This is a genomic window from Pseudomonas lutea (assembly GCF_000759445.1).
Taxonomy (GTDB): domain Bacteria; phylum Pseudomonadota; class Gammaproteobacteria; order Pseudomonadales; family Pseudomonadaceae; genus Aquipseudomonas; species Aquipseudomonas lutea.
Genome location: NZ_JRMB01000003.1, coordinates 48,777 through 74,953, shown reverse-complemented (window position 1 = coordinate 74,953; position 26,177 = coordinate 48,777). Strand labels below are relative to the sequence as shown.

The window sequence follows — 26,177 nt, the reverse complement described above, 5'->3', positions numbered from 1 at the left end:
TCGCCAGCAAGCCGGCTCCTACGGATGGTGTGTCAGGCGATGCATTGAGGGTGGAAGATAACCTTCGCATGACCGCACCTGGCGCAACAACGCTGGCTCGGACAACACGCGGTGCATGCCCTGGCACATGACCTGTAGGAGCCGGCTTGCTGGCGATCGGGTTCGGACAGATAAATTTCCGTTCGCTGACACGGCGCTTTCGCCAGCAAGCCGGCTCCTACGAATGGTGTGTCAGGCGCTGCATTGAGGGTGGAAGATAACCTTCGCATGACCGCACCTGGCGCAACAACGCTGGCGCGGACAACACGCGGTGCATGCCATGGCACATAACCTGTAGGAGCCGGCTTGCTGGCGAACGGGTTCGGTCAGATGAATTTCCGTTTGCTGACGCGGCGCTTTCGCCAGCAAGCCGGCTCCTACGAATGGTGCGTCATGCGCTGCATTGAGGGTGGAAGATAACGTTCGCATGACCGCACCTGGCGCAACAACGCTGGCTCGGACAACACGCGGTGCATGCCCTGGCACATGACCTGTAGGAGCCGGCTTGCTGGCGAACGGGTTCGGTCAGATAAAATCCCATTTGCTGACACGACGCTTTCGCCAGCAAGCCGGCTACTACGGGCCGGGCGTCAGGAAATTCCATTTGTTGGCCCGCGCCTTCGCCAGCATGCCTGTTGCCAGGGATCGTGCCTCACCTTCTCATTTGCCCCGATGCCTGAGCTCTGCTAGTGTCCTGCCGGTTTAACGTCTACCGGGATAGCCGCCATGGCCCGCAAGAAAGCTGCACTGGATTTCGAACAGTCCCTCACGGATTTGCAAGTGCTCGTCGAGCGTCTGGAGAACGGCGAGCTGTCGCTCGAAGACTCGTTGACCGCTTTCGAACAAGGCATCCGCCTGACGCGAGAGTGTCAAAGTGCGCTAGCCCAGGCTGAGCAAAAGGTTCAGGTTTTGCTGGAGCGCGACGGCGAATTGGCCGAAGAGCCATTCGAAGCGGATCAGCCGGAATGATCGCGGCGTATCAGGCTCTCTGCCAAGCGCGCGTCAATGCGGCGCTGGAGACCCTGTTCAACGCGCCCGCCCCCGAACTCACCCGTCTTTATGACGCCATGCGCTACAGCGTGACCAATGGCGGAAAGCGCGTGCGCCCGCTGCTGGTCTACGCCGCCTGCGAAGCTCTGGGCGGCAATGCCGAACACGCAAACGGCGCGGCCTGCGCGGTCGAGTTGATCCATGCCTATTCGCTGGTACATGACGACTTGCCGGCCATGGACGACGACGATTTGCGTCGCGGCCTGCCAACGACCCACAAGGCCTTCGACGAAGCCTGCGCCATTCTCGCTGGCGATGGCCTTCAGACGCTGGCTTTCAGCGTGCTGACTGATAAACAGCTGACACCCCAAGACGCCGACACCCGCCTGAAGATGGTCGCCGCCCTCGCCCACGCGGCAGGACCTGCCGGTATGGTCGGCGGTCAGGCCATTGACCTGGGCTCGGTGGGACTCAAACTCGACCAGACGGCGTTGGCGTTCATGCACCGGCACAAGACAGGCGCATTGATCGAAGCCAGTGTCAGGCTCGGCGCTTTAGCCAGCGGCAACCCGACGCAGGTCCAGCTCGATTCCCTGCAGATCTACGCGCGTGCCGTGGGTTTGGCCTTCCAGGTGCAGGATGACATTCTGGACGTCGAGAGCGATACCGCGACGCTTGGCAAACGCCAGGGCGCCGATATCGCACGCGACAAGCCGACTTATCCGGCGCTGCTGGGTCTGGAAGAAGCCAAGCATTACGCGTTCGAATTGCGTGATCAGGCCCTCGCTGCGCTACGACCATTCGACGATGGCGCCGAGCCGCTGCGAGCCTTGGCGCGTTATATCGTCGAACGCCGCAACTGAGCGCAGGTCATAGGACTTGACGGGCACAAACGGCACATCGCTGCTGCCCGTTCCCTTCGGCAATCGTTGCCTGTGAACATCGCAATGCTGCACATCGTGCGCAGCCTGCAATGCATCAGGTAAACTGCCGCCTCTTTTACTTATAACGATTCGCCTGATGCCCACGACGTTCAAAGAGATTCCCCGCGAGCGCCCGTCCACGCCTCTGCTCGACAAGGCAGTGACGCCGGACGGCCTGCGCCGGTTAGGTGAAGCAGAGCTTGAAGCCCTGGCCGACGAACTGCGCCTGGAGCTGCTCTATACCGTTGGCCAGACCGGCGGTCACTTCGGCGCAGGCCTTGGTGTCATCGAGCTGACCGTAGCGCTGCACTACGTCTTCGATACCCCCGACGACCGGCTGGTCTGGGACGTCGGTCATCAAGCGTACCCGCACAAAATCCTTACAGGCCGTCGCGAGAATATGTCGACCCTGCGCCAGAAAGGCGGAGTGGCGGCATTCCCGCGTCGCAGCGAGAGTGAGTACGACACCTTCGGCGTCGGCCACTCCAGCACGTCTATCAGTGCAGCGCTGGGCATGGCAGTTGCGTCCCGGTTGCAGGGCAGCGAGCGCAAGTCAATTGCCGTGATTGGCGACGGCGCACTGACTGCCGGCATGGCCTTCGAAGCGCTGAACCACGCGCCCGAAGTCAACGCCGACATGCTGGTGATCCTCAACGACAACGACATGTCTATCTCGCGCAATGTGGGCGGGCTGTCCAATTACCTGGCGAAAATCCTTTCGAGTCGCACGTACAGCAGCATGCGCGAGGGCAGCAAGAAGGTGCTGTCGCGTCTGCCCGGCGCGTGGGAAATCGCTCGTCGTACCGAGGAATACGCTAAAGGCATGCTGGTCCCCGGTACCTTGTTCGAAGAGCTGGGCTGGAACTACATCGGTCCGATCGACGGCCACGACTTGCCGATCCTGATCGCCACGTTGCGCAACATGCGTGATCTGAAAGGCCCGCAATTTCTGCACGTGGTTACCAAAAAGGGTAAAGGCTTCGCGCCGGCCGAGGTGGACCCGATTGGCTATCACGCGATCACCAAACTGGACCCGTTGAACGCTCCGGTTTTGCCTAAAAAAGCCGGCGGGCCCAAGTATTCGGGCGTCTTCGGGCAATGGCTGTGCGACATGGCCGAGGCCGACGAGCGCGTGGTCGGCATCACGCCCGCCATGAAGGAAGGCTCCGATCTGGTTGCGTTCAGTGAGCGGTTCCCCGATCGGTATTTCGACGTGGCCATCGCCGAGCAGCACGCCGTTACACTGGCGGCGGGTATGGCCTGCGAGGGCGCCAAGCCGGTCGTTGCGATTTACTCGACCTTCCTGCAGCGCGGCTACGACCAGTTGATCCACGACGTTGCGGTGCAGAATCTGGACGTGCTGTTCGCCATCGACCGAGCAGGCCTCGTCGGGGAAGACGGTCCGACCCATGCCGGCAGTTTCGATCTCTCTTACCTGCGCTGCATCCCCGGCATGCTGATCATGACGCCGAGCGATGAAAACGAGCTGCGCAAAATGCTCACCACCGGCCACCTATTCAAAGGCCCTGCGGCTGTGCGTTATCCGCGCGGTAATGGCCCGAATGCCGTCATCGAAAGCGGACTCGATCCGCTGGAAATCGGCAAGGGCGTGGTTCGCCGCACTGGCAGCAAGATCGCCATTCTGGCATTCGGCGTACAGCTGACCGAGGCAATGCTCGTCGCAGAGAAGCTCGATGCGACCGTCGTAGATATGCGTTTCGTCAAACCGCTGGACGAGGCACTGGTGATTGAAATGGCCAGCAGCCACGACTTGTTGGTCACTGTGGAAGAGAACGCCATCATGGGCGGCGCGGGTGCGGCAGTCAGCGAGTTTCTGGCTCGGGAAAACATCCTGAAGTCAGTGCTGCATCTGGGTCTTCCGGATGCCTACGTAGAACACGCCAAGCCGGCGCAGATGCTTGCAGAATGCGGGCTGGATGCTGCTGGTATCGAAGCTTCGATCAATCAACGCCTGCTCAAAATGTAGTATTTGCCGACAAAGCCCACTCCTGACGCAGCGATGCTGTGGCGGGAGTGGGCTTTTTTGCGAAGCTATATACCTGCCGCCACGTCGTAAGCCGGTAAGACGCCTTCGCGGGCAAGCGCGCTCCTACAGTTGCTCGTCGCCCCTTATTTCAGGGACAACCGCCATTTGGTGGGAGTGAGCTTGCTCGCGAAGCGGTGTGTCTGGGGTTGCGGTGCTGGCTGATATGACGCCTTCGCGGGCAAGCGCGCTTCTACAGTTGCTCGTCGCCACCTATTTTAGGGGACCAGCACCCTTGTAGGAGTGAGCTTGCTCGCGAAGCGGTGTGTCTGGGGTTGCGGTGCTGGCTGATACGACGCCTTCGCGGGCAAGCGCGCTCCTACAGTTGCTCGTCGCCCCTTATTTCAGGGGCAACCGCCATTTGGTGGGAGTGAGCTTGCTTGCGAAGCGGTGTGTCTGGGGTTGCGGTGCTGGCTGATGCGACGCCTTCGCGGGCAAGCGCGCTCCTACAGTTGCTCGTCGACCCCTAGCCCAAGGACAACCGCCATTTGGTGGGAGTGAGCTTGCTTGCGAAGCGGTGTGTATGGGGTTGTGGCGCTGGCTGATATGACGCCTTCGCGGGCAAGCGCGCTCCTACAGTTGCTTGTCGCCCCTTATTTCCGGAGACCGGCACCCTTGTAGGAGTGAGCTTGCTCGCGAAGCGGTGAGTCTGGGGTTGCGGTGCTGGCTGATACAACGCCTTCGCGGGCAAGCGCGCTCCTACAGTTGTTCGTCGCCCCTTATTTCAGGAACAACCGCCATTTTGTGGGGGTGAGCTTGCTCGCGAAGCGGCATGTCTGTGGTCGTGGTGGCATAAGCTGCGAAGCGTCAGGCCGGGTCAACTTCGCTCTGATGCTCGTTGCCCATCATGTGGCCCAGTTTGCCCGCCTTGGTGGCTAGATAGAGCTTGTTGTGCGGATTGTGGCCGGTATGCAGCGGCACTCGCTCGGCGACGGTGATGCCCATGTCGGTCAGTGCTTTGACCTTCCGCGGGTTGTTGGTCATCAGACGCAACGACTTGATGCCCAGGTGTTCAAGCATCGGCAGGCAGATGGCGTAATCGCGCTGGTCAGCGGCGAAGCCCAGGCGTTCGTTGGCTTCGACGGTATCAGCGCCACCGTCCTGCAGTTCATAAGCGCGGATCTTGTTCATCAAACCAATACCCCGGCCTTCCTGACGCAAATACAGCAGCACGCCCCTACCTTCTGTGGCAATGGCGCGCAATGCCGCTTCGAGCTGAGAACCGCAGTCGCAACGCTGACTGAACAACGCATCACCGGTCAGGCATTCGGAATGCACACGGCCAAGGACCGGGGCGCCGTCTGCTACATCCCCGAGGGTAAGAACGACATGCTCACGGCCGTTTTCCTGCTCGAGAAAGCCGTTCATCTTGAAAGTGGCAAAAGGCGTAGGCAGCTTGGAAGCCGCGACAAATACGACAGGCACCGTGTGCTCCTGATCAGTATGAGGGCTGGAAATTCGCAACATTGTAACAGCAGGTTCCCGCGGACGCTTAGGCCGAATTACCGACCAATCAGATCAACATGTTTGATCAGTGGCTCGCACCCGTCCGAGCCTCACCAGCGGACACATCGAACGGATAGGGATGCTTCCACTTTGCAAATACAGGCCTCAGCTTGCCGCTGCGCACCAGTTCACTCATCCGGGCATCGAACAGATCGCGCAAGGCATGCCCCCGCAGCGTATCAGCGAAGCTAAGGTACAAAGGGATGGAAGTCAGGTACGTCAAACGGTAGCGCTGCGGATCGCTGCTTTGAGCAAGGATGAAATCCATCTCCGGCCTGGCATCGATGTACAAGTCGGAGCGACCGTATTCAAGCATGGGCAGGATGTGATCGCGTCGGGCGACTTCGTTGAAGTGCAACACATTGGGCAGGTAGTGCTGGTATTCGTAACCGCGCACCCATGCCAGGCGATACTTGGCGAGCGTATTGAGGGAAGGCGCCGGTTTCGATGCCAGACCCAGGCCGTAAATCTCGTCGATGTCGTAATGCCACACCGAGTAAAGCGTACCTTCCACTTCATCCTTGTATGCGGCAATCCAGGCATCGGCTTCGCCCCGCTGCACGAGGCCGACCGCCCGCGTATAGGGCTCGATGCGCTGCTCGACCTTGACGCCGGCCGGCTCGAATATCTCGCGCATCAGTTCCCAGCCCAAGCCGGTGCCGTCGGCTTCGGTGTAGCCAATCCAGTGCTCGCTCACCAGCAGAATATCGGAAGGCTTCTCGTCGGCCGATGCAGGCGTCGTCCCAAATACAGTCGCCGAAGCGGCGAGCATCAGCAGCCCGAGGCTTAACAGAAGACGCGCCACGACACGGTTCATAGGCGGCCTACATCACAGCCCACAGCCAGACCAGCCCCTGCATCGCCAACCAGGCGAAGACGCCGGCTAGAACGTCGTCGAGCATGATGCCGACACCGCCGTGCACGTGTTTGTCGATCCAGTGGATGGGCCAGGGTTTTAGAATGTCGAAAAAGCGGAACACCAGAAAACCCACCAGTAGCCAGACCCAACCTTCGGGCACTAACCATAAGGTAATCCACATCCCGACCATTTCGTCCCAGACGATGCCTTCGTGGTCGTGGACGCGCAGGTCGTCCGCCACTTTGCCGCACAGCCAGAAGCCAAACAGGATGGTGATGCCGAGGACCAGCCAGTAACCCCAGTCGGGCAGCATCTGCCAGAGCGGAATAAACGGCACAGCGACCATGGAGCCCCAGGTGCCCGGCGCTTTGGGCAGCGTGCCGGAGCCGAAACCGAAGGCCAGGAAATGCCACGGATTGGTCCATACGGACGGAGGAACGTTTTCCGCCGGGACCTGATTAGGATGATCTGTCACCGTGTCTCCTGAAAATGTTGATAGCCCCGAGTCAACGGAGTGACGTCTTGCCCGAGTGAATCGATCAGCGCCACACCCTGCCCATCGACCACTCGACCCAGAACGAAGACAGGCCAGCCTGCGGCCTGTAACTCAGCCAGCCATGATGGCGGCAGTGTGAACGCCAGTCTGTAGTCATCGCCCCCACTGAGCGCGGCATTCAACGCCGCGTCATATCCGAAAAAGCTCAGCAGCGCGTCAGACATGGGCACTTTTTCGCGCTCAACGAGCAAGCGTACGCCCGATGCCGTTGCGATATGACCGCAATCGGCGAGCAGCCCGTCGGAGATATCCAGCGCTGCGCTGGCTTTGCCCCGCAGCGCCATTCCCAAACCAAACTGCGGCGGCGGCGACCAGTAACGCGCCAGCAAGGCCTGAGTGGTAGACGCTTCGGTGCTTCGCTGGTTCAACACCAGCGGCAACGCCCCTGCGGCGTCCCCCAGCGGACCTCCCACGCACAGAAGATCGCCTGGCCTGGCGCCGCTTCGGGTCAATGCCTGCCCGGCAGGAACGGTGCCGAACACGGTGACAGTAATGCTTAACGGCCCGCGTGTCGTATCGCCACCGATCAAGCGCAAGCCGCAGCCTTGGGCCATTGTGTTCAAACCGCGCGCGAAGGCTTCCAGCCAGTCTGCGGAAACCTGCGGCAGAGTCAGAGCAAGGGTAAATGCGAGGGGGCTGGCGCCCATGGCAGCCAGGTCGCTGGCCGACACGCCGAGTGCGCGCTGGCCAAGCAGGAAGGGATCGCAGACCTCGGGGAAGTGCACCCCCGCGACCAGCGTGTCAGTGGAGATGGCGAGTTGCTCGCCAGCTGCCACCGACAACAGAGCACAGTCATCGCCGATGCCCAAGGCAACGCCCTCGCCTGGCTGCGCACAGGGCGCAGCGGCAAAGTAATTGCGGATCAGCTCGAACTCGCCCATGGCGCAGACGCTCAGGTTCCGGGGAAACCCGGAAACCTTAGCGTTTGTGAGCCTTTACTTCGACTTCACGCAGGCGCGGAGCCAGCTTGTCGAGCACACCGTTGACGAACTTGTGGCCGTCGGTCGAACCGTAGACTTTCGCCAGCTCGATACCTTCGTTGATGACCACGCGGTACGGCACGTCGATGCGCTCCAGCAGCTCCCAGGTCGACAGACGCAATACCGCCAGCTCCACCGGGTCCAGTTCTTCGATGGTCAGATCCAGACACGGCGCCAGCGCCGCGTCGATCTTGTCCAGATTGGCCGGGACGCCATGCAGAATGTCGTGGAAATAGCTGGCATCGACCGTGGTGAAGTCGTTGTCGACACGAAACTGTGCTTCGATTTCGTTCAGCGCCTGACCCGCCATGTGGCGCTGATACAGCGCCTGGGTCGCCATCTGCCGAGCTGCACGACGCTTCTCGCTTTTAGAGGGCTTGCCAGCGTCTGCGGCACGGGGATCGCGTGGGTTGAACTGATCGCTTTCGTCGTTAATCACTTGGCCTCCAACTGCGCCAACAGGCTGACCATCTCAATAGCGGAAAGGGCTGCTTCAGCGCCTTTGTTGCCCGCCTTGGTGCCGGAACGCTCGATCGCCTGCTCAATGGAGTCGACCGTCAGCACGCCGAAAGCAACAGGCACGCCGAACTCCATGGACACTTGGGACAGGCCCTTGGTGCATTCGCCAGCGACGTATTCAAAGTGCGGGGTGCCGCCACGAATGACGGCGCCAAGCGCGATAATGGCGGCGAATTCGCTGCGTTGAGCGACCTTCTGCACAACCAGCGGGATTTCAAACGCGCCCGGTGCGCGGATGATAGTGATGTCGCTCTCGCTCACGCCATGGCGAACCAGGGCATCAACGGCACCGCTCACCAGGCTTTCGACGACGAAGCTGTTGAAGCGGCCAACCACCAGGGCATAGCGGCCTTGGGGGGCGATGAAGGTACCTTCGATGGTCTTCAGGGTCATTCGGCTGAGTCTCGTGTTCTCGTATTAAAGAGCATGAAAGCGCGCATCAGTGCGCGCTCTCAGGGATTTTAGGCCACGAATCGGGGGACCGCAGGGGCAAGAACCACCCACAGCGGAGCGCTGTCGGGGCCTGTCGCCTGCCGGTCTTTATTCGGAGGGCACGTATTCTACAACTTCCAGATCGAAACCGGATATCGCATTGAACTTCATCGGTGAACTCATCAGGCGCATTTTACGCACGCCGAGGTCACGAAGAATCTGCGAACCGGCCCCGACCGTGCTGTAAGTGGTCGGCGTCTTGATGGGCGTGCCGCCCGCAGTCTCACGCACATGGGCCAGCACCGTGTCGCCGTCGAGGGGATGCCCCAGCAACAGCACCACGCCGCTTCCAGCCTCGGCCACGGTGGTCATGGCCGCGCGCAGGCTCCAGCGGCCGGGCTGTTTGACCATCAACAGGTCGCGCAGCGGGTCCATGTTATGGACGCGAACCAGCGTGGCTTCTTCTGCGCAAATTCTGCCCAGCGTCAGCGCCAGATGCACGTCGCCTTCAACGGAATCACGGTAGGTCACCAGATTGAACTGGCCCAATTCGCTGTCGAGCGGCTGCTCGGCAATCCGCTGAACGGTACGCTCGTGGATCATCCGGTAATGAATGAGGTCGGCGATGGTGCCGATCTTGATGTTGTGCTCGGCGGCGAAGGCTTCCAGCTCCGTGCGGCGGGACATGGTGCCATCGTCATTCATGACTTCGCAGATCACGCCCGTGGGTTCGAAACCGGCCATGCGCGCCAGGTCACAGGCCGCTTCGGTATGGCCGGCGCGGGACAGCGTGCCGCCGGCCTGCGCCATCAGCGGGAAGATGTGCCCCGGGCTGACGATGTCTTCGGCTCTGGCGCCTTTCGCCGCAGCGGCCTGCACGGTGCGCGCGCGGTCAGCAGCGGAAATACCGGTGGTCACGCCCTCGGCGGCTTCGATGGACACGGTGAACTTGGTGCCGAAGCCGGAGCCATTACGCGGCGCCATGAGCGGCAATTTCAGAGTCTCGCAGCGCTCACGGGTCATTGGCATGCAGATCAGACCGCGCGCGTAACGGGCCATGAAGTTGATGTGCTCGGCCTTGACGCACTCGGAGGCCATGATCAGATCGCCTTCGTTCTCGCGGTCTTCGTCATCCATGAGGATGACCATCTTGCCTTGGCGAATGTCTTCAACCAGTTCTTCGATGCTGTTGAGCGCCACGCGGCACCCCCTTCAATTCAGGATTTGAGGTAGCCGTTGGAGGCCAGAAAGCTTTCAGTGATGCCGCCGCCCTGGGCTGGCGTCGGATCGGCGGCCTTGTCACCGAGCAGCAGACGCTCGAGGTAACGTGCCAGCAGGTCGACTTCCAGGTTGATCTTCCGGCCCGGGCGGTAGTCGCCCATGATGGTTTCGGCCAGCGTGTGCGGGACGATGGTCAGCTCGAACTCGGCGCCATTGACCGCGTTTACGGTCAGACTGGTGCCGTCGATGGTGATCGAGCCCTTGTGCGAGATGTACTTGGCCAGTTCGCGGGGGGCGCGCATGCGGAACTGAATCGCACGGGCGTTCTCTTCCCGCGACAACACTTCGCCGACACCATCAACGTGACCACTGACCAGGTGCCCACCCAGGCGGGTGGTCGGCGTCAGGGCCTTTTCTAGATTGACGCGGCTGCCGGTTTTGAGATCGACAAAGGCGGTGACGTTGAGCGTCTCGCGGCTGACATCCGCCCAGAAGCCGTCGCCAGGCAGGTCAACGGCAGTCAAGCAGACGCCGTTGACCGCGATGCTGTCGCCCAGTTTGACGTCGGAAAGGTCGAGCTTGCCGGTCTCTACGTAAACGCGGACATCGCCGCCTTTCGGAGTAATGGCGCGGATGCTGCCGATGGATTCAATGATGCCGGTAAACATGGGTGCTCCTGGAAAACAGGGCCAGCGCAGGGCGCGAAAGCCGAAATTATACGCCGGGGTGCGGCGCGGGTATCGCAATGACTCGCCAGTCATCCCCCACGGCGCGCATTTCGATGATCTTGAGTTCGAGCGCCTCGCTCATCTGCGCGAGCGGCAGGTCCAGCAACGGCCGCGCCGAGGAGCCCATGAACTTGCCCGCCACAAAGAGCTGGAATTCATCCACCAGGCCCAGCCGGGTAAAAGCGCCAGCCAGTTTGGGCCCGGCCTCGACCAGCACATCATTGACGCCACGTGCCGCCAGTTCGGTCAGCAGTTTGCGCAAATCGACGTGACCGCCGCTGCTGGCCAGCGCCAGCATTTCATGGCCTTCGTCGTGATAGCGACCGCGCGCCGAGGCTGCTGCGCAGGTTGCCACCAGTGCACTGCCCGCTTTGAAGAACGGTGCGTCAAGTGGCACGCGCAAGCGACCGTCGATGAGCACGCGCAGCGGCGGCCGGGTCGAGGCTAGTGCGGTCAGCTCAGCGTTGAGGCCCAGTTCATCCGGGCGAACGGTGAGCCGGGCGTTGTCGGCCAGCACGGTGTCGGCGCCGGTCAGCACCACGCTCGATTGCGCACGCAGGCGCTGCACAGCCGAGCGAGCCTGGGGGCCGGTGATCCACTGACTTTCGCCGCTGGCCATCGCCGTCCTTCCGTCCAGGCTCATCGCCAGCTTGACCCGCACATACGGCAGGCCGTGTTCCATGCGCTTGAGAAAGCCCTTGTTCAGCGCTCGCGCCTCGCCTTCGAGTACGCCGCTCTGCACCGCAATGCCAGCGTTCATCAGTCGCAACAGGCCGCGACCGGCGACATCGGGATTGGGGTCTTGCATGGCCGCGACCACACGCGCTACGCCGGCATTGACCAACGCATCGGCGCACGGCGGCGTGCGCCCGTGATGACTACAGGGTTCGAGGGTGACATAAGCGGTACCGTCTTTGGCCTTGTCGCCCGCCTGACGCAACGCATGCACCTCGGCGTGGGGCTCACCGGCGCGCACGTGCCAGCCTTCGCCGACAATCGCGCCGTCCTTGACGATCACGCAGCCCACACGCGGATTGGGATGGGTCGAGTAGACGCCCTTGCGCGCCAGCTCCAGCGCCCGCGCCATGTAGGCAGCGTCCAGCACGCTTTGCTCTGTGGAGGTCATGCTCACTCTTTAGCCGGCTCGCGTGCCAGTCGGTCGATTTCTTCGCGGAATTCGTTGAGATCCTGAAACCGCCGGTAAACAGAAGCAAAGCGGATGTAAGCCACTTCGTCGAGTTTCTGCAGTTCGCCCATGACCAGCTCACCGACGATCAGCGATTTCACTTCGCGTTCGCCGGTCGCTCGCAGCTTGCTTTTGATGTGGGCCAGAGCAGCTTCCAGACGCTCGACACTGACCGGGCGTTTTTCCAGTGCGCGCTGCATGCCCGCGCGCAGCTTCTCTTCGTCGAAGGGCTGGCGACTGCCGTCCTGCTTGATTAACCGGGGCAAAACCAGCTCAGCGGTTTCGAACGTGGTGAAGCGTTCACCGCAGGCGACGCATTCACGGCGGCGGCGAACCTGGTCGCCTTCGGCAACGAGGCGCGAGTCAATGACTTTGGTGTCGTTGGCACCGCAAAAGGGACAGTGCATGGTGGCAGGCAACAAAAAAAGGGAGGGCCATGGTAGCGCATCTCGCCGGCAAGACAAGTCTCGGGGTTTGAGGTATATAGACGCGCATCCGATGCGGTGAAACCCGCCACACTCGGCGATACTGCGCGTTGCCGTGCATACCTCGCCCGCATTCTGCTTTTGTCTGGAGCTGTTCATGACGCTACGTACGCTTGCTGTAATCAGCCTTATGGGCCTGCTCGCCGCCTGCAGCACGGCCGAGGCGCCAAAACCTGCAACACCTGCCAAACCGGCGCCCAACGCTATTAAATTGCCGGACGGCCCAGGCCCGTTGCAGCCCTTCCAGCGCGAATTGAGCGGTCAGTTGCTGGGCGTGCCGGCGGGCGCCGAAGTCGAGCTGGCCTTGCTGGTGATCGATGACCGCAATCGCCCGCAAAAACTGCTGAGCAGTACCAAGCTGATGGGTAACAACCAGTCGCTGCCGTTCCAGCTGCGCTTCAATCCGGAAGCATTCCCGGTGGGTGCCCGTGTTGAGCTGCGTGGCCGCGCCAGCCAATCAGGGCAGTTGATTCTGCACCTGCCTTCGGTCCTGATCGCTCAACCCACCACACAGGCGCTGGGCCAGCTGCAATTCGCTCCTGCGCCGTGACCGCCCCGCGTCAACTACAAGCCGCACTGAGCGAGCTGCTGGGCGACGCGCAACTGGTCGCCGAGCCGCTGCCCGGCACGGACCTGAGGTTATGGCTGATCGACGCGAACAATATGGACCGTGCCTTCAGCCCCGAGGAAACCCGGCGCATCCTCGAAGACCCACCCTATTGGAGTTTCTGTTGGGCGAGCGGCCTGGCACTGGCGCGGTTCCTCGCCGAGCAGCCGCAGTGGGTTAAAGGCAAACGAATTCTGGATTTCGGCGCGGGTTCCGGTGTAGCAGGCATTGCGGCGATGAAAGCCGGCGCCCTTGAAGTGGTCGCCTGTGATCTTGATCCCGTGGCCATTCAGGCCTGCCGGGCCAATGCTGAGCTGAATGGCGTGACCCTGCAGTATTCGAACGACTTCTTTGCCGAGGAAGACCGCTTTGATCTGATCCTGGTAGCTGACGTGCTATACGACCGGGCCAATCTACCTTTGCTGGATCAGTTTCTCAGTCGTGGGAAACAGGCGTTGGTGGCCGACTCCCGCGTTCGGGATTTTCAGCATCCTCTGTATAGACGCCTGGGCATTCTTGAAGCGCTGACGCTGCCGGATCTGGCAGAGCCTTGGGAGTTTCGCAAGGTTAGCCTTTATCACGCGCAGCGGCCCCTTATCGAATAAGCCGGTTCTACGACGACTTCGTCGCCGATCGCGGGCAAGCGCGCTCCTGCATTTGAGGCAGGGCATCAAGCCTGCTTTCGACATTCCCCCCAGCCCTTTATAGTTCGCGCCATCAAGCCTTTTTTCGAGACTAGCGATGAGCCAGGACACGCCGTACATCTTCGATGCGACCACTGCCACTTTCGATCAGATGGTCATCGAGAATTCGTTTCACAAACCCGTGCTGGTGGATTTCTGGGCCGAGTGGTGCGCGCCGTGCAAGGTGCTGATGCCGCTGCTGCAACAGATCGCCGAGAGTTATCAGGGCGAATTATTGCTGGCCAAGGTCGACTGCGACGCCGAGCAGGACATCGTTGCGCGCTTTGGCATTCGCAGCCTGCCGACCGTCGTGCTGTTCAAGGACGGGCAGCCGGTCGATGGTTTCGCCGGCGCCCAGCCTGAATCACAGATTCGCGCGCTGCTTGAGCCTCATGTGCAGATGCCGCCTCCCGCCGCAGCCGATCCTCTGGAAACGGCCCAAGCGATGTTTGCCGAAAGCCATTTTGCGGAAGCCGAAGCCGTACTGCAGACGATTCTTGCCGAGGACAACACCAACGCGGCCGCGCTGATTCTGTACGCGCGCTGCCTGGCCGAGCGTGGCGAGCTCACGGAAGCGCGCACCGTGCTCGACGCGGTCAAGGGTGATGATCACAAGGCTGCGCTGGCCGGTGCGAAGGCTCAATTGACCTTCCTGGCTGAAGCCGCAGCGCTGCCTGACGTCGCGGACCTTAAATCGCGTCTGGCGCAGAACCCGCAGGACGACGAAGCCGCCCACCAGTTAGCGATACAGCAACTGTCCCGCCAGCAATACGAAGCGGCGCTGGAAGGCTTGCTCAAGCTGTTCATCCGCAACCGCAGCTACAACGAAGGCCAGCCGCACAAGACGCTGCTGCAGGTGTTTGACCTGTTGGGCAACGACCATCCGCTGGTGACCACCTATCGCCGCCGGTTGTTTGCGGCGCTCTACTGACAGCGTCAAACCCTGTGGGTGACAGCTTGCTCGCGAAGGCCGTGTGTCAGGCTCGAACATGTTTCGGGACTACCGCCTTCGCGAGCAAGCTCGCTCCCACATGGCCAGATTGTCGATCGGTAGAGGCGTGACGAGACAGAGCCATATCACTCGATCCAGTGATAGACCGGCGTGTCGCCTTGGCTCTCAACCTTCACGCTGGCGCTGTGGCGCATGCGTACCATCAGGCGCTTGCCCGCAGCGGTGCTGCCAGACAAACCTTCAAGCTGACCGAGCAAGTCAGGCCCGGTCATGTGGCCCGCTTTGCGCAGCAGTTCCTGAGCGATGTCCCAAATGGCGTCGTTTCGGCTGGCGGCAGGCTTGGCAGGCATGTCACCTTGCGGCACAGGGTCCTGCACTTGAATACCCAGGTGGCTTCCCAACCGGGCCCAGTCGGACTCATCCATTTCCACAGTCAGGTCCACCGGCAGGTCGCCAACGGTTCCACGGATTCGCAGCATGAGGTGTGTCCTCTGATAGAGCGGACCGGCATGGTCCCACAGGAATTGAAGAGCCGCACGCGATCCCGCCACCACGAATCTCCGCTGTAGGGGCGCGCTTGTCCCCGATTGCTCCTGTTCGTAAGACGTAATTGCTTCAGGCGTACCGAGATCGCAAGCAAGCACGCGCCTGCAAAAGGCTCGGGGGAAACTCGTCGCAAGAAGCTGCACGGAAAAAGTTAAGAAACCTCGCAATACATTGTTATAAGATCACATAACAAATTTCAGACCTGCCTCCGGAGCCCTTCTCATGCGTCGTTTACTACTCGCCCTGCCCTTTGCCTTGCTGCCCCTCGCCATCGCCCACGCCGCGGACGAACATGACCACGATCATGAGCACGGCAGCCTTGGCGCACATGTGCATGGCGTCGCGCGGCTGGACATGGCGCTGGACGGCCGCACACTGGAGCTGGAACTGGACACGCCAGCGATGAACATCGTCGGCTTTGAACATGCGGCAACGACCGACGCGGACAAAATGACCCTGGCGCTGGCCAAGGAAACCCTGCTCAAGCCCCATGCCCTGTTCAGCATCCCCGAAGCGGCTGGATGCACGGTGACCAAACAGCGTGTTGAAAGCACATTGTTCGGCGACAAGGACGACGATGACCATGATCACGCCGATGGCGACGCTGCCGAACACGAGCACAGCGAAATTCACGGCCACTATCAGTTCACCTGCAGCGTGCCGACGGTTATCAACAAGCTTGACCTGACGCAGCTGTTCAAGAGTTTCCCTGCCACCCAGACCATTCAAGTACAACTGGTGACACCAAAACGGCAGATGGGCGCCGAAGTGCGTCCGAGCAATCCGGTGGTCAAATTCTAACCAGCCCGGCTTATTCGGCGGCCGGGCCTCCCGGCCGATCACTTTTCAGACGCACGTGTGGTCATGACTCAAGCTCTTATTGAATTGTCCGAACTCGGTTTCAGTTGGCCGGGGCATCCGCAACTGCTGGATATCCCGACTTTTCGCCTGGAGGCCGGCGAAACGTTATTCCTCAAAGGCCCCAGTGGGAGCGGCAAAACCACGCTGCTGGGGTTGCTGGGCGGTGTGCAGCGCCCCAGCCGTGGCAGTGTTCGCTTGCTGGGCCAGGAACTGACCCAGCTGTCGGCCAGCGCTCGCGATCACTTTCGCGTCGATCACACCGGTTACATCTTCCAGCAGTTCAATTTGCTGCCGTTCCTGTCGGTGCGCGAGAACGTCGAGCTGCCCTGCCGTTTTTCCAGGTTGCGCACGCAACGGGCCACGCAGCGCCATGGCAGCGTGGATAAGGCCGCTGAGACGTTGCTCGCTCATTTGGGTTTGAAGGACGCGGGCCTGCTCAACCGACGCGCCGACTCGCTGTCCATCGGCCAGCAGCAACGCGTCGCCGCTGCCCGCGCCCTGATCGGCCAGCCGGAACTGGTCATCGCCGACGAACCGACATCGGCGCTGGATGCTGACACTCGCGAAGCGTTCATCCAGCTGCTGTTCGCCGAATGCCGCGACGCCGGCGCCAGCCTGTTATTTGTCAGCCATGATCAAAGCCTGGCACCGCTGTTCGACCGTCACCTGTCACTGGCCGACCTTAATCGCGCCGCCGTCGCTGCAGAGGTTTGAGATGTATCTTCTTCGCCTGGCGCTCGCCAGTCTCGCCAACCGCCGCTTCACCGCGTTCCTGACCGCTTTTGCCATCGCCCTGTCTGTCTGCCTGCTGCTGGCGGTCGAACGCGTGCGCACCGAAGCCCGTGCCAGCTTTGCCAGCACCATCAGCGGGACCGACCTGATCGTGGGCGCGCGTTCCGGCTCGGTCAATTTGCTGCTGTACTCGGTGTTCCGCATCGGCAACGCCACCAACAACATTCGCTGGGACAGCTTCGAGCACTTCGCCAACAGCAAGCAGGTGAAATGGGCCATCCCGATCTCGCTCGGTGACAGCCATCGTGGTTATCGGGTCATGGGCACCAACGAATCGTACTTCGAGCACTACCAGTACGGCCGGCAGCAGCATCTGGAGCTGGCGGACGGCCGAGCATTCGCCACCGACCCGTTCGAAGTCGTGCTGGGCGCCGAGGTGGCTGACGCGCTGCATTACAAACTGGGGGACAAGCTGGTGCTGGCCCATGGCGTCGCGACCGTGAGCCTGGTCAAGCACGACGACAAACCCTTCACCGTCGTGGGTATTTTGAAACGCACCGGCACACCGGTTGATCGAACCCTGCACATCAGCCTGGGCGGCATGGAGGCCATTCACATCGACTGGCATAACGGCGTGCCGGCGCAAGGGGCCGGGCGTATCAGCGCCGATCAGGCGCGCAACATGGACCTCACGCCCACTGCCATCACTGCGTTCATGCTCGGGCTGAACAGCAAGATTGCGACGTTCGCGGTGCAGCGGGACATCAATGAATTTCGCGGCGAGCCCATGCTGGCGATTTTGCCGGGCGTTGCATTGCAGGAGCTGTGGAGCCTGATGGGCACGGCCGAGAAAGCCCTGTTCGTGATCTCCTTGTTCGTCGTACTCACGGGATTGATCGGCATGCTAACGGCGATTCTGACCAGCTTGAACGAGCGGCGCCGGGAGATGGCCATTCTGCGCTCGGTAGGCGCGCGGCCTTGGCATATCGCCAGCCTGTTGGTGCTGGAAGCGTTTGCGCTGGCGCTGGCGGGCTCGGTCTGCGGGCTGGCGCTGCTTTACATCGGCATCGCGTCCGCGCAGGGTTACGTCCAGGCGAACTACGGACTGTATTTGCCGTTGTCACTGCCCAGCGCGTACGAGTGGACGTTGCTGGCGGGTATTCTGTGCGCCGCGTTGTTGATGGGGACTGTTCCGGCGTGGCGTGCCTACCGTCAGTCGCTGGCGGACGGGTTGTCGATTCGTTTATGAGGGCGTGGTAATGCGAGTGGGTTGGATGCTGCTGTTGATGCTCGTCGCGGCGCCGCTGTGGGCACAGGATCTGCGCGTGCTGACCTGGCAGGAAATGATCCCGCCCGACGCCCCGCCGGTGAAGCTGATCACGGCGCCCATTCATAATTTGTCGAGCATGGCGGACACGCTGTCAGTCGAATCGGCGCCCGCCGCGCATCAACTCGCACCCCATGCGCCGGTGGTCAAATCGCTGGACGGCCAACAGGTGCGGCTGCCGGGGTACATCGTGCCGCTGGAAGTCAGCGAAGAAGGCCGGGTGACGGAGTTTTTGCTTGTGCCGTATTTCGGCGCATGCATTCACGTCCCACCGCCGCCGCCGAACCAGATCGTTCACGTGACCAGCGAACTGGGGGTCAAGGTGGATGAGCTGTACCAGCCGTACTGGATCGAAGGCCCGATGCAAGTCAAGGCGTCCACCAGCGAACTGGCTGATGCGGGGTATCAGATGGAGGCGGACAAGATTCTGGTGTACGAAATGCCGGATGAGCAGTGAGCACTGATCCCATACACCGATGAGCTCGATTGGACGCGGAACTGCAGGATCCGGCTTGCTGGCGAACCGGCCTAGACGGGCTAAGCTGCTGCGTCTGAACGGGCGCATTTGCCAGCAAGCCGGCTCCTACAGGGGGATAGCTGCACATCGCCATTTCAACATCCTGCCAGCGCAGACCCGGGGACTTGCTCATGCACCCCGCATAATCTATAGCCCGGCTCGAATGCCGTGCCCCCTGTCCATCCCGGGAGCGTGGACATTCAGGCGGCCACCCCTTAATCGCCTTTTCATTGAGCCAGGTCAAAAACCGCGATGTAGACGCTTCGTAACATATGGCATCCCTTTTTTATGCCCTTACGGAGCCCCTATGCACAAGTACCTGCTCAGCGCGCCCCTGCTTGCGCTTGCACTCGGTATCCCCCTCGCTGCTCACGCCCATCAGGCCGGTGATTTCATTATCCGCGCAGGTGCAGCGACGACGGCGCCCAACGAACAAAGTGGAAACCTCAAGCTTGATGGGGCCAAAGTGCCTGGCACCAAAGCGACCCTCGACAGCGACACCCAGCTCGGTCTGGCTTTCGCGTACATGCTGACCGACCACGTCGGCGTCGAGCTGCTGGCGGCGACACCGTTCCAGCACACCGTCGCGCTCAAAGGCCTGGGCCCGGGGCTGGATGGCAAGCTGGCTGACGTGAAGCAGCTGCCGCCGACGCTGTCGTTGCAGTACTACCCCATGGACGCGACGTCGAAATTCCAGCCATACGCCGGTGTCGGCGTGAACTACACCTGGTTCTATGATGAAAACCTGAGCAGCGAACGCAAAGGCCAGGGCATGAATAACCTGCACATCAAGAACTCGTGGGGCTGGGCTGGCCAAGTCGGCGCGGACTACATGTTGACCGACACGATCATGCTCAACGCGGCGGTCTGGTACGTGGACATCGACACGCAAGCCACGCTCGACGGCCCTTCTGCGCTGAGCGTTGGCCGGACTAAGGTGAACGTGGACGTCGATCCATGGGTGTACATGGTGGGCGTGGGTTACAAGTTCTGAGCGATTGCGCTCGTGCGGTCAGGCATGAAAAAGGCACCTCATCGGTGCCTTTCTTTGTTGCGCAGTATCAGCGGCCCAGAAGACGCGCCAGCCCGACTTTCAGCGGTGTCGGCTCAGGCACGTCAAAGCGCGCAAGCAGCCGCTGGTTGCTGGCGCGCGAATGCTTGATGTCACCCGAGCGCGCCGGCAGATAGCTGACTGTGGGCAGATTACCCACCACGTCAGCGAGGGCTGCCAGCAGTTGGTTCAGCGAGGTCGTCGCGTTCAAGCCAACGTTCACCGCTCCCTCCTCCACCACTGGTTTCTCAATGCCTTGCACCACCAGATCAACCAGGTCCTGGACATAGAAGAAGTCGCGCGTCTGCTCGCCGTCGCCAAACACCGCAATCGGCAGGCCCTTCACGGCGCGCTCCGCGAAGATACTGATCACCCCTGAATAGGGCGAAGAAGGATCCTGGCGCGGGCCGAAGATGTTGAAGAAGCGGAACACGACGGGCTCGAAACCGTGCTGGCGGCGATAGAAATCCAAGTACTGCTCACCGGCCAGTTTGTCTGAGGCGTAAGGAGTCAGCGGCGCCTTCGGAGTGTCCTCGGTAATCGCCTCGCCTTCACCGTTATTGCCGTAAACGGCCGCGCTGGACGCGAAGACCACCCGTTTGATGCCCGCCTGCCGCATCGCCTCGCAGACATTCAGCGTGCCGATGAAATTGCTTTGGTGGGTCTTCACCGGGTCATCGACCGAAGCCTGCACCGACGCCACCGCAGCCAGATGCGCAACGGCCTGGCAGCCCACCGCCGCACGGGCCACCAGCTCAGCGTCAGCCACATCGCCTTCGATCAGCTCGACACGCGGGTTGTCCAGCGGCAGGTTGCTGCGTTTGCCCGTGGACAGGTCGTCGAGAATGCGTACGGCATAGCCCTTGGCGAGCAGCGCGTCGGTCAGGTGCGAACCGATGAAACCGGCGCCGCCGGTGATCAGGACAGGGGCGTCAGACATGGCGGTAATAGCGGTCCAGTAAGTTGGGCAGGCCTGCGCGCCAGGCGCGTGGCTTGATACCGAAAGTGTGGAGGATTTTCTTGCAGGCCAGTACGGCGTTTTGTGGTTCTTCGCTGGCGTCCGGGCGCGCGGCATGGGCCTGCGCAGTGGGTGTTTCAATCGCCAACGTGCGCGTCAACCGGGCTTCGGTCAACACCGCCTGACCGAATGCCAACGGCGTGGTCGCTTCATGTCCCGCGTAATGATAAGTGCCCCACAACGGCGCCGCGCAATCCAGTTGCTTGAGCACCGAAATGATCACCCTGGCGGCATCATCGACCGGCGTCGGATTACCACGACGGTCATCTGCCAGCAGCAGCTCACCGGTCGTTTCGGCGCGAGTCAGAAAGCGTCCCAGAACACCCTCGGCGCTGTCGTCCAGCAGCCAGCCGAAGCGCAGCAGCACGTGCTGCGGACAGGTCGCGCGCACGCTCTGCTCGATGCGCCACAAGGCCTGGCCGCGAGAGCCCAGCGGTACGGGTTCGTCTTTTTCGCTGTAGGCCGTGGCCCGCGAACCGTCGAAAACCCGGTAACTGGAGGGTTGAACGAGAACGATATTGTGGTGCTGGCACAGCTCGGCCAGACGCTCGACGGAGCGTTCCTGATTGTCCAGCCTGTCGGCGCTCACCCGCTCCGCCTGGAACCAGTCGAAGTAGTAGGCGAGATTGATCAGGGCATCCGGGCGGGTGTCATCGAGCAGTTGCGTCAGGCTTGCCGCATCCCAACCATCTTGCGGTGGACGCGGTGCGAGGAAACCAATGTCCTCCTCGGCACCCAGACGAATCAACGCCTGCCCAAGGGCATTCCCGCCGCCCAACAGCATAAGGCGCATTCGCATAGAGTCAGCAGGCTCAGTCTTCAGATCGATTAAAAATAGGTGAAAAACGTCCGCAAACATAACACGTCAACGGGCAAGTCCCAACTGCCCCGGGCCAGCGCGCCTGCACTTGGGCTCTGATGACGTGCCCGATCACTGGCCCTTGCATCTGTGCGCATGCGCCCGCATTAATTGGGCATGAACCTTCCGCAAACGCCCGACCCCGTGCTCGACGCCTTCCATCCGGCGGTCAGCGCGTGGTTTCGCTCTACATTTCCGGCCATCACGGCTGCACAGGCCCAGGCGTGGCCGTTGATCAAACGGCGCCAATCGACGTTGATCGCCGCCCCCACCGGTTCCGGCAAAACCCTCACGGCGTTTCTCGCGGTTATCGATGATCTGGTGCATCAAGGCCTGGAAAATGGCGGCGAGCTGCCGGACGAGACGTTCGTGGTGTATGTCTCGCCCCTTAAGGCGTTGTCCAACGACATTCAGATCAATCTGCAAAATCCGTTGGCCGGCATCACTGATCAGTTGGAGCAACAAGGCCTGCCCGGGCTGCGCATCAGCACCGCCGTGCGCACCGGGGACACGCCGCAGAAAGAACGCACGGCCATGCGTAAGACCGCGCCGAACATTTTGGTCACGACGCCGGAATCGCTTTATGTGCTGCTGGGCTCCGACTCCGGCCGGCGTATGTTGGCGAGCACACAGACCGTCATCGTCGATGAGATTCACGCCATCGCGGCCGGCAAGCGCGGCAGTCATCTTGCGCTGACGCTGGAGCGACTGCAGGCGCTGTGCAAAAAGCCGCTGCTGCGCATCGGGCTGTCTGCGACGCAAAAACCCATCGAGCGGGTGTCGCGTTTTCTGGTGGGCAGCGACCCGGTCACCCGCCCGTGCGCCATCGTCGACATTGGCCATGCGCGGCCACGGGACCTGGCTATCGAAGTGCCGCCGGTTGCCTTGAGCGCGGTCATGTCCAGCGACGTCTGGCAGCTGGTTTACGACCGGCTGGCGACACTCGCGCGAGAACACCGCACCACGCTTGTGTTTGTAAACACACGGCGCCTGGCCGAACGCATGGCTCGGCATCTGAGCGAGCGCCTGGGCAAGGATGCGGTCGCCGCGCACCACGGCAGCATGGCCAAGGAGCAACGGCTGGATGCCGAGCAGCGACTCAAACGCGGCGACCTCCAGGTGCTGATCGCTACAGCGTCGCTGGAATTGGGCATTGATATCGGCGACGTCGATCTGGTGTGCCAGATCAGCTCGCCCCGCTCCATCGCGGCTTTTTTGCAGCGTGTCGGTCGCTCCGGCCACCACGTTGGCGGGACACCCAAAGGTCGCCTGTTCGCTGTTTCACGCGACGATCTGATTGAATGTGCAGCGCTTCTGGATTGTGTGCGTCGTGGCGAGCTCGACACGTTGGTCATCCCCAAGGCGCCGCTGGACGTGCTGGCGCAGCAAATCATCGCCGAGGTCAGCTGTCAGGAGTGGCAGGAAGATGAGTTGCTAAGCCTGTTCCGCAAGGCTTCTCCCTACGCCGATGTCGACGAGGACCATTACCAGGCGCTGTTGAGCATGCTCGCCGAGGGCTTTACCGGTCGCCAGGGCGTACGCGCGGCTTACCTGCATCGTGACGCGGTGACACGCACTTTGCGCGGCCGACGCGGCAGCAAACTCACAGCCGTCACCAGTGGCGGCACGATCCCGGACAACGCCGATTACAGCGTGGTCCTCGAACCCCAGGCGCTGAACATCGGCACGGTCAACGAAGACTTTGCCGTGGAAAGCGCAGCGGGCGACATCTTCCAGTTGGGCAATACGTCGTACCGGATCCTGCGGGTCGAGTCCGGCCGCGTCCGCGTCGAGGACGCCCATGGTATGCCGCCAAACATTCCGTTCTGGATGGGCGAGGCGCCAGGGCGCAGCGATGAATTGTCTTTCGCCGTTGCACGGTTGCAGGCCGATATCGATCAACAGCTCAGCGCCCACCCCGGTGACCTGCACCCCTGCACCGACTGGCTGATGAACTCGCTGGGCCTGGACCTCCCCAGCGCTGAGCAGATCGTCGAATACCTGGCCCGCGCGCATTCGGCTCTGGGAGCGTTGCCGTCTCAGGACACGCTGGTCATGGAGCGTTTTTTTGATCAGTCCGGCGGCACCCAATTGGTGATTCATTCGCCGTTTGGCAGCCGGGTCAATCGGGCGTGGGGGCTGGCGTTGCGCAAGCGCTTCTGCCGCACCTTCAACTTCGAGCTACAGGCCGCCGCCAGCGAAGACGCCATCGTGCTGTCGTTGTCCACGGTCCACAGCTTCACGCTTGATGAGGTTTGGCGTTATCTCACTTCCAGCACCGCTGAGCACTTGCTGATTCAAGCCGTACTGGATGCGCCGCTTTTTGGTGTGCGCTGGCGCTGGAACGCGGGAGTGGCATTGGCGCTGCCGCGTTACGCCGGCGGGCGAAAAGTGGCGCCTCAGTTGCAGCGAATCAAAAGCGACGACCTGATCGCTACGCTGTTTCCGGATCAGATCGCCTGCCTGGAGAATCTGGTAGGCGAGCGCGAGGTGCCGGAGCATCCGTTAGTCGAGCAGACGCTAGACGATTGCCTGCACGAAGCCATGGATGCCGAGGGCTGGCTGACCCTGCTGCGGCGCATGGAAAACGGCGAGGTGCGTCTGGTCAGCCGTGACCTGCCGGCACCCTCCCCACTGGCTGCCGAAATACTCAACGCCAAGCCATACGCGTTTTTGGACAACGCACCATTGGAAGAGCGTCGCACCCAGGCGGTGCTCAATCGCCGCTGGACCGACCCGGAATCTTCCGACGACCTCGGTGCGCTGGATGCCGATGCTATCAAAGCGGTAGCGGAAGAAGCCTGGCCGCGGCCGCAAAACGTCGACGAGATGCACGAGGCGCTGATGACGCTGGGGTGCATTACGGGCGTTGAAGCACGCGAGCAAGTCAACTGGATGAAATGGCTGGAAAGCCTTGCCCGCTCAGGACGCGCCACGCGCTTGCAGATCACGCCCGATCAGGCCCTGTGGATCCCGCTCGAGCGCCTGAGCTGTCTGCAAGCGGTCTATCCTGCCGCCGAAATGCACCCGCCGCTGGCGGTGTTGCCCGGGTTCGATGAAGCCTGGAATGAGGAGGAAGCGCGCTTGGAATTGGTACGCGCGCGGCTCGGCGGATTCGGCCCACTCACCGTTAAGGCGATTGCCGAGCCGCTGGCGCTGACTTCCAGCGAGGTGGAACAGGCACTGGCGCGGCTGGAGAACGAGGGGTACGTGCTGCGCGGCCAGTTCAACCCTGACGCCCGCGCGGAAGAATGGTGTGAGCGGCATCTGCTTTCGCGTATCCACCGTTACACGGTCAAGCGTCTGCGCCGGGAAATCGAACCGGTGTCGCTGCAGGATTTCACCCGGTTTCTGTTTGACTGGCAGCACCTTTCGGCCTCTACCCAGAGCCAGGGCAAAGCGGCGCTCCCGGAGGTCGTTGCCCAGCTTGAGGGTTTTTCATCTGCGGCCGGCGCGTGGGACAGTGAGCTGCTTCCCGCACGCTTGAAGGACTATTCATCGATCTGGCTGGACGACCTGTGTCGGTCCGGCAAGATGGTATGGATGCGTCTGACCAGCCGAAGCAAGGTGGGGAGTGCCGCGCTGCGCAGTACGCCGATTGTGCTTCTGCCGCGCTCGCAGGTTCGTTTGTGGACCGAATTGACAGAGCAGCCGGCGCCGACCGAGTTGTCACTGCGGGCTCAACGGGTTCATGAAGTGCTGTCGAGTCAAGGCGCGATGTTTTTTGATGAGCTCACCAGCGAAGCTCGCTTGTTGCGCGCCGAGCTGGAAACCGCACTGCAGGAGCTGGTCGGTGCAGGGTTGGTCAACGCTGACAGTTTCGCCGGACTACGGGCGCTGATTACGCCGGCAAGCAAGCGCACCAGTCACACCAGTCGCCGCAACCGCGGCGCTTTCATCGGCGGCATGGACGACGCTGGGCGTTGGGCGTTGTTGCGCCGCGCCCCGGCGAAGGCGGAAGGCGCTTCGCAGCGGATCGACAGCGACACCCTGGAGCACATCGCCCTGACTTTGCTGCGCCGATACGGCGTGGTGTTCTGGCGGCTGCTGGAACGAGAGGCCGAATGGCTGCCGACGTGGCGCGAACTGCTGCGCACGTTCCATCGTCTCGAAGCGCGGGGCGAGATTCGCGGTGGTCGCTTTGTGGCAGGGCTGGCGGGTGAACAATTTGCCCTGCCCGAGGCTATTCCTCTGCTGCGGGAAGTCCGCAAACGTCCGCCGGATGGCAGCCTTGTCGCTGTCAGTGGAGTCGACCCGCTCAACCTCGCCGGCACCTTGCTTCCCGGTGCGAAAGTCCCGGCGGTGGTGGGTAACAAACTGGTGTATCGCGATGGCATCCCTATCGCCGCGATCATCGCTGGCAAGCCGCACTATTGGGGCGAGGTGGATGAGGCGCTGATGCTGCAGGTGCGGGATCGGTTGTTCAGGTAGTTCAGGTAGTTCGGGTAGTTCAGGTAGTTCAGGTAGGTTGTGGGTCGGTTGGGCGCATCCATCCTGAACATCGCCCATGATGTGAGATTGCCCCCCCAATGCGTAGGAGCCGGCTTGCTGGCGAA

Annotated in this window: 25 protein-coding genes; 12 read left to right on the top strand and 13 right to left on the bottom strand. The window is 61.8% G+C overall.

All coding sequences use genetic code 11. The annotated features are described in order from the left end of the window. Nucleotides 1-765 precede the first annotated feature (765 nt). The 3 genes from LT42_RS21210 to dxs all read left to right on the top strand — a co-directional run bounded on the left by LT42_RS21210 (nucleotide 766) and on the right by dxs (nucleotide 3,939). A complete protein-coding gene (locus tag LT42_RS21210) occupies nucleotides 766-1,008 on the top strand; it encodes an exodeoxyribonuclease VII small subunit (RefSeq protein WP_037017828.1) in 243 nt (80 codons plus the stop codon). Beyond that, nucleotides 1,005-1,892 (top strand): (2E,6E)-farnesyl diphosphate synthase, encoded by an 888-nt coding sequence (gene ispA, locus LT42_RS21205; protein WP_037017826.1) that lies wholly within the window; start codon nucleotides 1,005-1,007, stop codon nucleotides 1,890-1,892. The genes LT42_RS21210 and ispA overlap by 4 nt, the downstream gene beginning before the upstream one ends. Nucleotides 1,893-2,049: 157 nt before the next feature. Beyond that, complete coding sequence (dxs, locus tag LT42_RS21200) at nucleotides 2,050-3,939, top strand: 1-deoxy-D-xylulose-5-phosphate synthase (RefSeq protein ID WP_037017822.1); 1,890 nt, start codon at nucleotides 2,050-2,052, stop codon at nucleotides 3,937-3,939. A gap of 864 nt (nucleotides 3,940-4,803) precedes the next feature. Here the strand turns inward: dxs and ribA are convergent. From ribA to nrdR, 10 genes are all read right to left on the bottom strand, one after another. Next, nucleotides 4,804-5,421 carry a GTP cyclohydrolase II gene (gene ribA, locus LT42_RS21195; RefSeq protein WP_037017819.1) on the bottom strand — a complete coding sequence of 206 codons (618 nt, stop codon included), beginning with the start codon at nucleotides 5,419-5,421 and terminating at the stop codon, nucleotides 4,804-4,806. A 106-nt stretch (nucleotides 5,422-5,527) separates the two neighbouring features. Beyond that, nucleotides 5,528-6,274, bottom strand: coding sequence for a substrate-binding periplasmic protein (locus LT42_RS21190; RefSeq protein WP_052075372.1), 747 nt, complete (start codon nucleotides 6,272-6,274; stop codon nucleotides 5,528-5,530). A 52-nt stretch (nucleotides 6,275-6,326) separates the two neighbouring features. Then, a complete protein-coding gene (locus LT42_RS21185) occupies nucleotides 6,327-6,836 on the bottom strand; it encodes a phosphatidylglycerophosphatase A family protein (protein ID WP_037017816.1) in 510 nt (169 codons plus the stop codon). Next, on the bottom strand, nucleotides 6,833-7,798 hold the full coding sequence (thiL, locus tag LT42_RS21180) for a thiamine-phosphate kinase (RefSeq protein ID WP_037017813.1): 966 nt from the start codon (nucleotides 7,796-7,798) through the stop codon (nucleotides 6,833-6,835). Before thiL ends, LT42_RS21185 begins: the two co-directional genes overlap by 4 nt. A 37-nt stretch (nucleotides 7,799-7,835) precedes the next feature. Further along, nucleotides 7,836-8,336 (bottom strand): transcription antitermination factor NusB, encoded by a 501-nt coding sequence (gene nusB, locus LT42_RS21175; protein WP_037017811.1) that lies wholly within the window; start codon nucleotides 8,334-8,336, stop codon nucleotides 7,836-7,838. Then, nucleotides 8,333-8,809: a 6,7-dimethyl-8-ribityllumazine synthase gene (gene ribH / locus LT42_RS21170; protein ID WP_037017809.1), complete on the bottom strand. Its 477-nt coding sequence runs from the start codon at nucleotides 8,807-8,809 to the stop codon at nucleotides 8,333-8,335. Before ribH ends, nusB begins: the two co-directional genes overlap by 4 nt. Nucleotides 8,810-8,956: 147 nt before the next feature. Beyond that, nucleotides 8,957-10,048 carry a bifunctional 3,4-dihydroxy-2-butanone-4-phosphate synthase/GTP cyclohydrolase II gene (gene ribBA / locus LT42_RS21165; protein WP_037017807.1) on the bottom strand — a complete coding sequence of 364 codons (1,092 nt, stop codon included), beginning with the start codon at nucleotides 10,046-10,048 and terminating at the stop codon, nucleotides 8,957-8,959. Nucleotides 10,049-10,065: 17 nt separating this feature from the next. Next, nucleotides 10,066-10,737, bottom strand: coding sequence for a riboflavin synthase (locus tag LT42_RS21160; RefSeq protein WP_037017805.1), 672 nt, complete (start codon nucleotides 10,735-10,737; stop codon nucleotides 10,066-10,068). Nucleotides 10,738-10,783: 46 nt separating this feature from the next. Next, the gene (gene ribD / locus LT42_RS21155) at nucleotides 10,784-11,923 is read right to left on the bottom strand and encodes a bifunctional diaminohydroxyphosphoribosylaminopyrimidine deaminase/5-amino-6-(5-phosphoribosylamino)uracil reductase RibD (RefSeq protein ID WP_037017802.1); all 1,140 of its coding nucleotides are present in this window, start codon (nucleotides 11,921-11,923) and stop codon (nucleotides 10,784-10,786) included. Between the two features lie 2 nt (nucleotides 11,924-11,925). Next, the gene (gene nrdR, locus LT42_RS21150) at nucleotides 11,926-12,390 is read right to left on the bottom strand and encodes a transcriptional regulator NrdR (RefSeq protein ID WP_037017800.1); all 465 of its coding nucleotides are present in this window, start codon (nucleotides 12,388-12,390) and stop codon (nucleotides 11,926-11,928) included. Between the two features lie 175 nt (nucleotides 12,391-12,565). On the opposite strand from nrdR, the gene LT42_RS21145 reads away from it, so the two are divergent. From LT42_RS21145 to trxA, 3 genes are all read left to right on the top strand, one after another. Further along, nucleotides 12,566-13,018, top strand: coding sequence for a YbaY family lipoprotein (locus tag LT42_RS21145; RefSeq protein WP_037017798.1), 453 nt, complete (start codon nucleotides 12,566-12,568; stop codon nucleotides 13,016-13,018). Continuing rightward, nucleotides 13,015-13,680, top strand: a complete 666-nt coding sequence (locus LT42_RS21140) for a class I SAM-dependent methyltransferase (protein ID WP_037017795.1) — start codon at nucleotides 13,015-13,017, stop codon at nucleotides 13,678-13,680. Before LT42_RS21145 ends, LT42_RS21140 begins: the two co-directional genes overlap by 4 nt. Nucleotides 13,681-13,816: 136 nt before the next feature. Beyond that, nucleotides 13,817-14,689: a thioredoxin gene (gene trxA / locus LT42_RS21135; RefSeq protein WP_037017791.1), complete on the top strand. Its 873-nt coding sequence runs from the start codon at nucleotides 13,817-13,819 to the stop codon at nucleotides 14,687-14,689. A gap of 146 nt (nucleotides 14,690-14,835) precedes the next feature. Here trxA and LT42_RS21130 read toward each other — a convergent pair whose 3' ends face one another. Continuing rightward, nucleotides 14,836-15,189 carry a hypothetical protein gene (locus LT42_RS21130; RefSeq protein WP_037017788.1) on the bottom strand — a complete coding sequence of 118 codons (354 nt, stop codon included), beginning with the start codon at nucleotides 15,187-15,189 and terminating at the stop codon, nucleotides 14,836-14,838. A 289-nt stretch (nucleotides 15,190-15,478) separates the two neighbouring features. Between LT42_RS21130 and LT42_RS21125 the strand changes: the two genes are divergently transcribed. From LT42_RS21125 to LT42_RS21105, 5 genes are all read left to right on the top strand, one after another. After that, nucleotides 15,479-16,057, top strand: coding sequence for a DUF2796 domain-containing protein (locus tag LT42_RS21125; protein WP_037017786.1), 579 nt, complete (start codon nucleotides 15,479-15,481; stop codon nucleotides 16,055-16,057). Between the two features lie 63 nt (nucleotides 16,058-16,120). Beyond that, complete coding sequence (locus LT42_RS21120; RefSeq protein ID WP_037017783.1) at nucleotides 16,121-16,831, top strand: ABC transporter ATP-binding protein; 711 nt, start codon at nucleotides 16,121-16,123, stop codon at nucleotides 16,829-16,831. 1 nt (nucleotide 16,832) lies between these two features. Next, nucleotides 16,833-18,098, top strand: a complete 1,266-nt coding sequence (locus LT42_RS21115; RefSeq protein ID WP_037017780.1) for an ABC transporter permease — start codon at nucleotides 16,833-16,835, stop codon at nucleotides 18,096-18,098. A 10-nt stretch (nucleotides 18,099-18,108) separates the two neighbouring features. Next, nucleotides 18,109-18,633 (top strand): DUF3299 domain-containing protein, encoded by a 525-nt coding sequence (locus tag LT42_RS21110; RefSeq protein ID WP_037017778.1) that lies wholly within the window; start codon nucleotides 18,109-18,111, stop codon nucleotides 18,631-18,633. Nucleotides 18,634-19,000: 367 nt separating this feature from the next. Then, a complete protein-coding gene (locus LT42_RS21105; RefSeq protein ID WP_037017776.1) occupies nucleotides 19,001-19,687 on the top strand; it encodes an OmpW/AlkL family protein in 687 nt (228 codons plus the stop codon). A gap of 67 nt (nucleotides 19,688-19,754) precedes the next feature. Here LT42_RS21105 and LT42_RS21100 read toward each other — a convergent pair whose 3' ends face one another. After that, on the bottom strand, nucleotides 19,755-20,684 hold the full coding sequence (locus LT42_RS21100; RefSeq protein WP_037017773.1) for an NAD-dependent epimerase/dehydratase family protein: 930 nt from the start codon (nucleotides 20,682-20,684) through the stop codon (nucleotides 19,755-19,757). Next, complete coding sequence (locus LT42_RS21095; protein WP_037017771.1) at nucleotides 20,677-21,561, bottom strand: sugar nucleotide-binding protein; 885 nt, start codon at nucleotides 21,559-21,561, stop codon at nucleotides 20,677-20,679. Before LT42_RS21095 ends, LT42_RS21100 begins: the two co-directional genes overlap by 8 nt. Nucleotides 21,562-21,738: 177 nt before the next feature. On the opposite strand from LT42_RS21095, the gene LT42_RS21090 reads away from it, so the two are divergent. Continuing rightward, nucleotides 21,739-26,052 carry a DEAD/DEAH box helicase gene (locus LT42_RS21090; RefSeq protein ID WP_037017768.1) on the top strand — a complete coding sequence of 1,438 codons (4,314 nt, stop codon included), beginning with the start codon at nucleotides 21,739-21,741 and terminating at the stop codon, nucleotides 26,050-26,052. The last annotated feature ends 125 nt before the right edge of the window (nucleotides 26,053-26,177 follow it).

Coding starts and splice junctions, on each gene's coding strand:
- ribD (WP_037017802.1), bottom strand. CDS start 11,923: ATGACCTCCACAGAGCAAAGCGTGCTGGACGCTGCCTACATGGCGCGG.
- LT42_RS21095 (WP_037017771.1), bottom strand. CDS start 21,561: ATGCGAATGCGCCTTATGCTGTTGGGCGGCGGGAATGCCCTTGGGCAG.
- LT42_RS21130 (WP_037017788.1), bottom strand. CDS start 15,189: ATGCTGCGAATCCGTGGAACCGTTGGCGACCTGCCGGTGGACCTGACT.
- LT42_RS21090 (WP_037017768.1), top strand. CDS start 21,739: ATGAACCTTCCGCAAACGCCCGACCCCGTGCTCGACGCCTTCCATCCG.
- dxs (WP_037017822.1), top strand. CDS start 2,050: ATGCCCACGACGTTCAAAGAGATTCCCCGCGAGCGCCCGTCCACGCCT.
- ribH (WP_037017809.1), bottom strand. CDS start 8,809: ATGACCCTGAAGACCATCGAAGGTACCTTCATCGCCCCCCAAGGCCGC.
- LT42_RS21145 (WP_037017798.1), top strand. CDS start 12,566: ATGACGCTACGTACGCTTGCTGTAATCAGCCTTATGGGCCTGCTCGCC.
- LT42_RS21190 (WP_052075372.1), bottom strand. CDS start 6,274: ATGCTCGCCGCTTCGGCGACTGTATTTGGGACGACGCCTGCATCGGCC.
- LT42_RS21110 (WP_037017778.1), top strand. CDS start 18,109: ATGCGAGTGGGTTGGATGCTGCTGTTGATGCTCGTCGCGGCGCCGCTG.
- LT42_RS21210 (WP_037017828.1), top strand. CDS start 766: ATGGCCCGCAAGAAAGCTGCACTGGATTTCGAACAGTCCCTCACGGAT.
- trxA (WP_037017791.1), top strand. CDS start 13,817: ATGAGCCAGGACACGCCGTACATCTTCGATGCGACCACTGCCACTTTC.
- thiL (WP_037017813.1), bottom strand. CDS start 7,798: ATGGGCGAGTTCGAGCTGATCCGCAATTACTTTGCCGCTGCGCCCTGT.
- LT42_RS21125 (WP_037017786.1), top strand. CDS start 15,479: ATGCGTCGTTTACTACTCGCCCTGCCCTTTGCCTTGCTGCCCCTCGCC.
- LT42_RS21115 (WP_037017780.1), top strand. CDS start 16,833: ATGTATCTTCTTCGCCTGGCGCTCGCCAGTCTCGCCAACCGCCGCTTC.
- ispA (WP_037017826.1), top strand. CDS start 1,005: ATGATCGCGGCGTATCAGGCTCTCTGCCAAGCGCGCGTCAATGCGGCG.
- LT42_RS21120 (WP_037017783.1), top strand. CDS start 16,121: ATGACTCAAGCTCTTATTGAATTGTCCGAACTCGGTTTCAGTTGGCCG.
- nrdR (WP_037017800.1), bottom strand. CDS start 12,390: ATGCACTGTCCCTTTTGCGGTGCCAACGACACCAAAGTCATTGACTCG.
- LT42_RS21100 (WP_037017773.1), bottom strand. CDS start 20,684: ATGTCTGACGCCCCTGTCCTGATCACCGGCGGCGCCGGTTTCATCGGT.
- LT42_RS21105 (WP_037017776.1), top strand. CDS start 19,001: ATGCACAAGTACCTGCTCAGCGCGCCCCTGCTTGCGCTTGCACTCGGT.
- LT42_RS21160 (WP_037017805.1), bottom strand. CDS start 10,737: ATGTTTACCGGCATCATTGAATCCATCGGCAGCATCCGCGCCATTACT.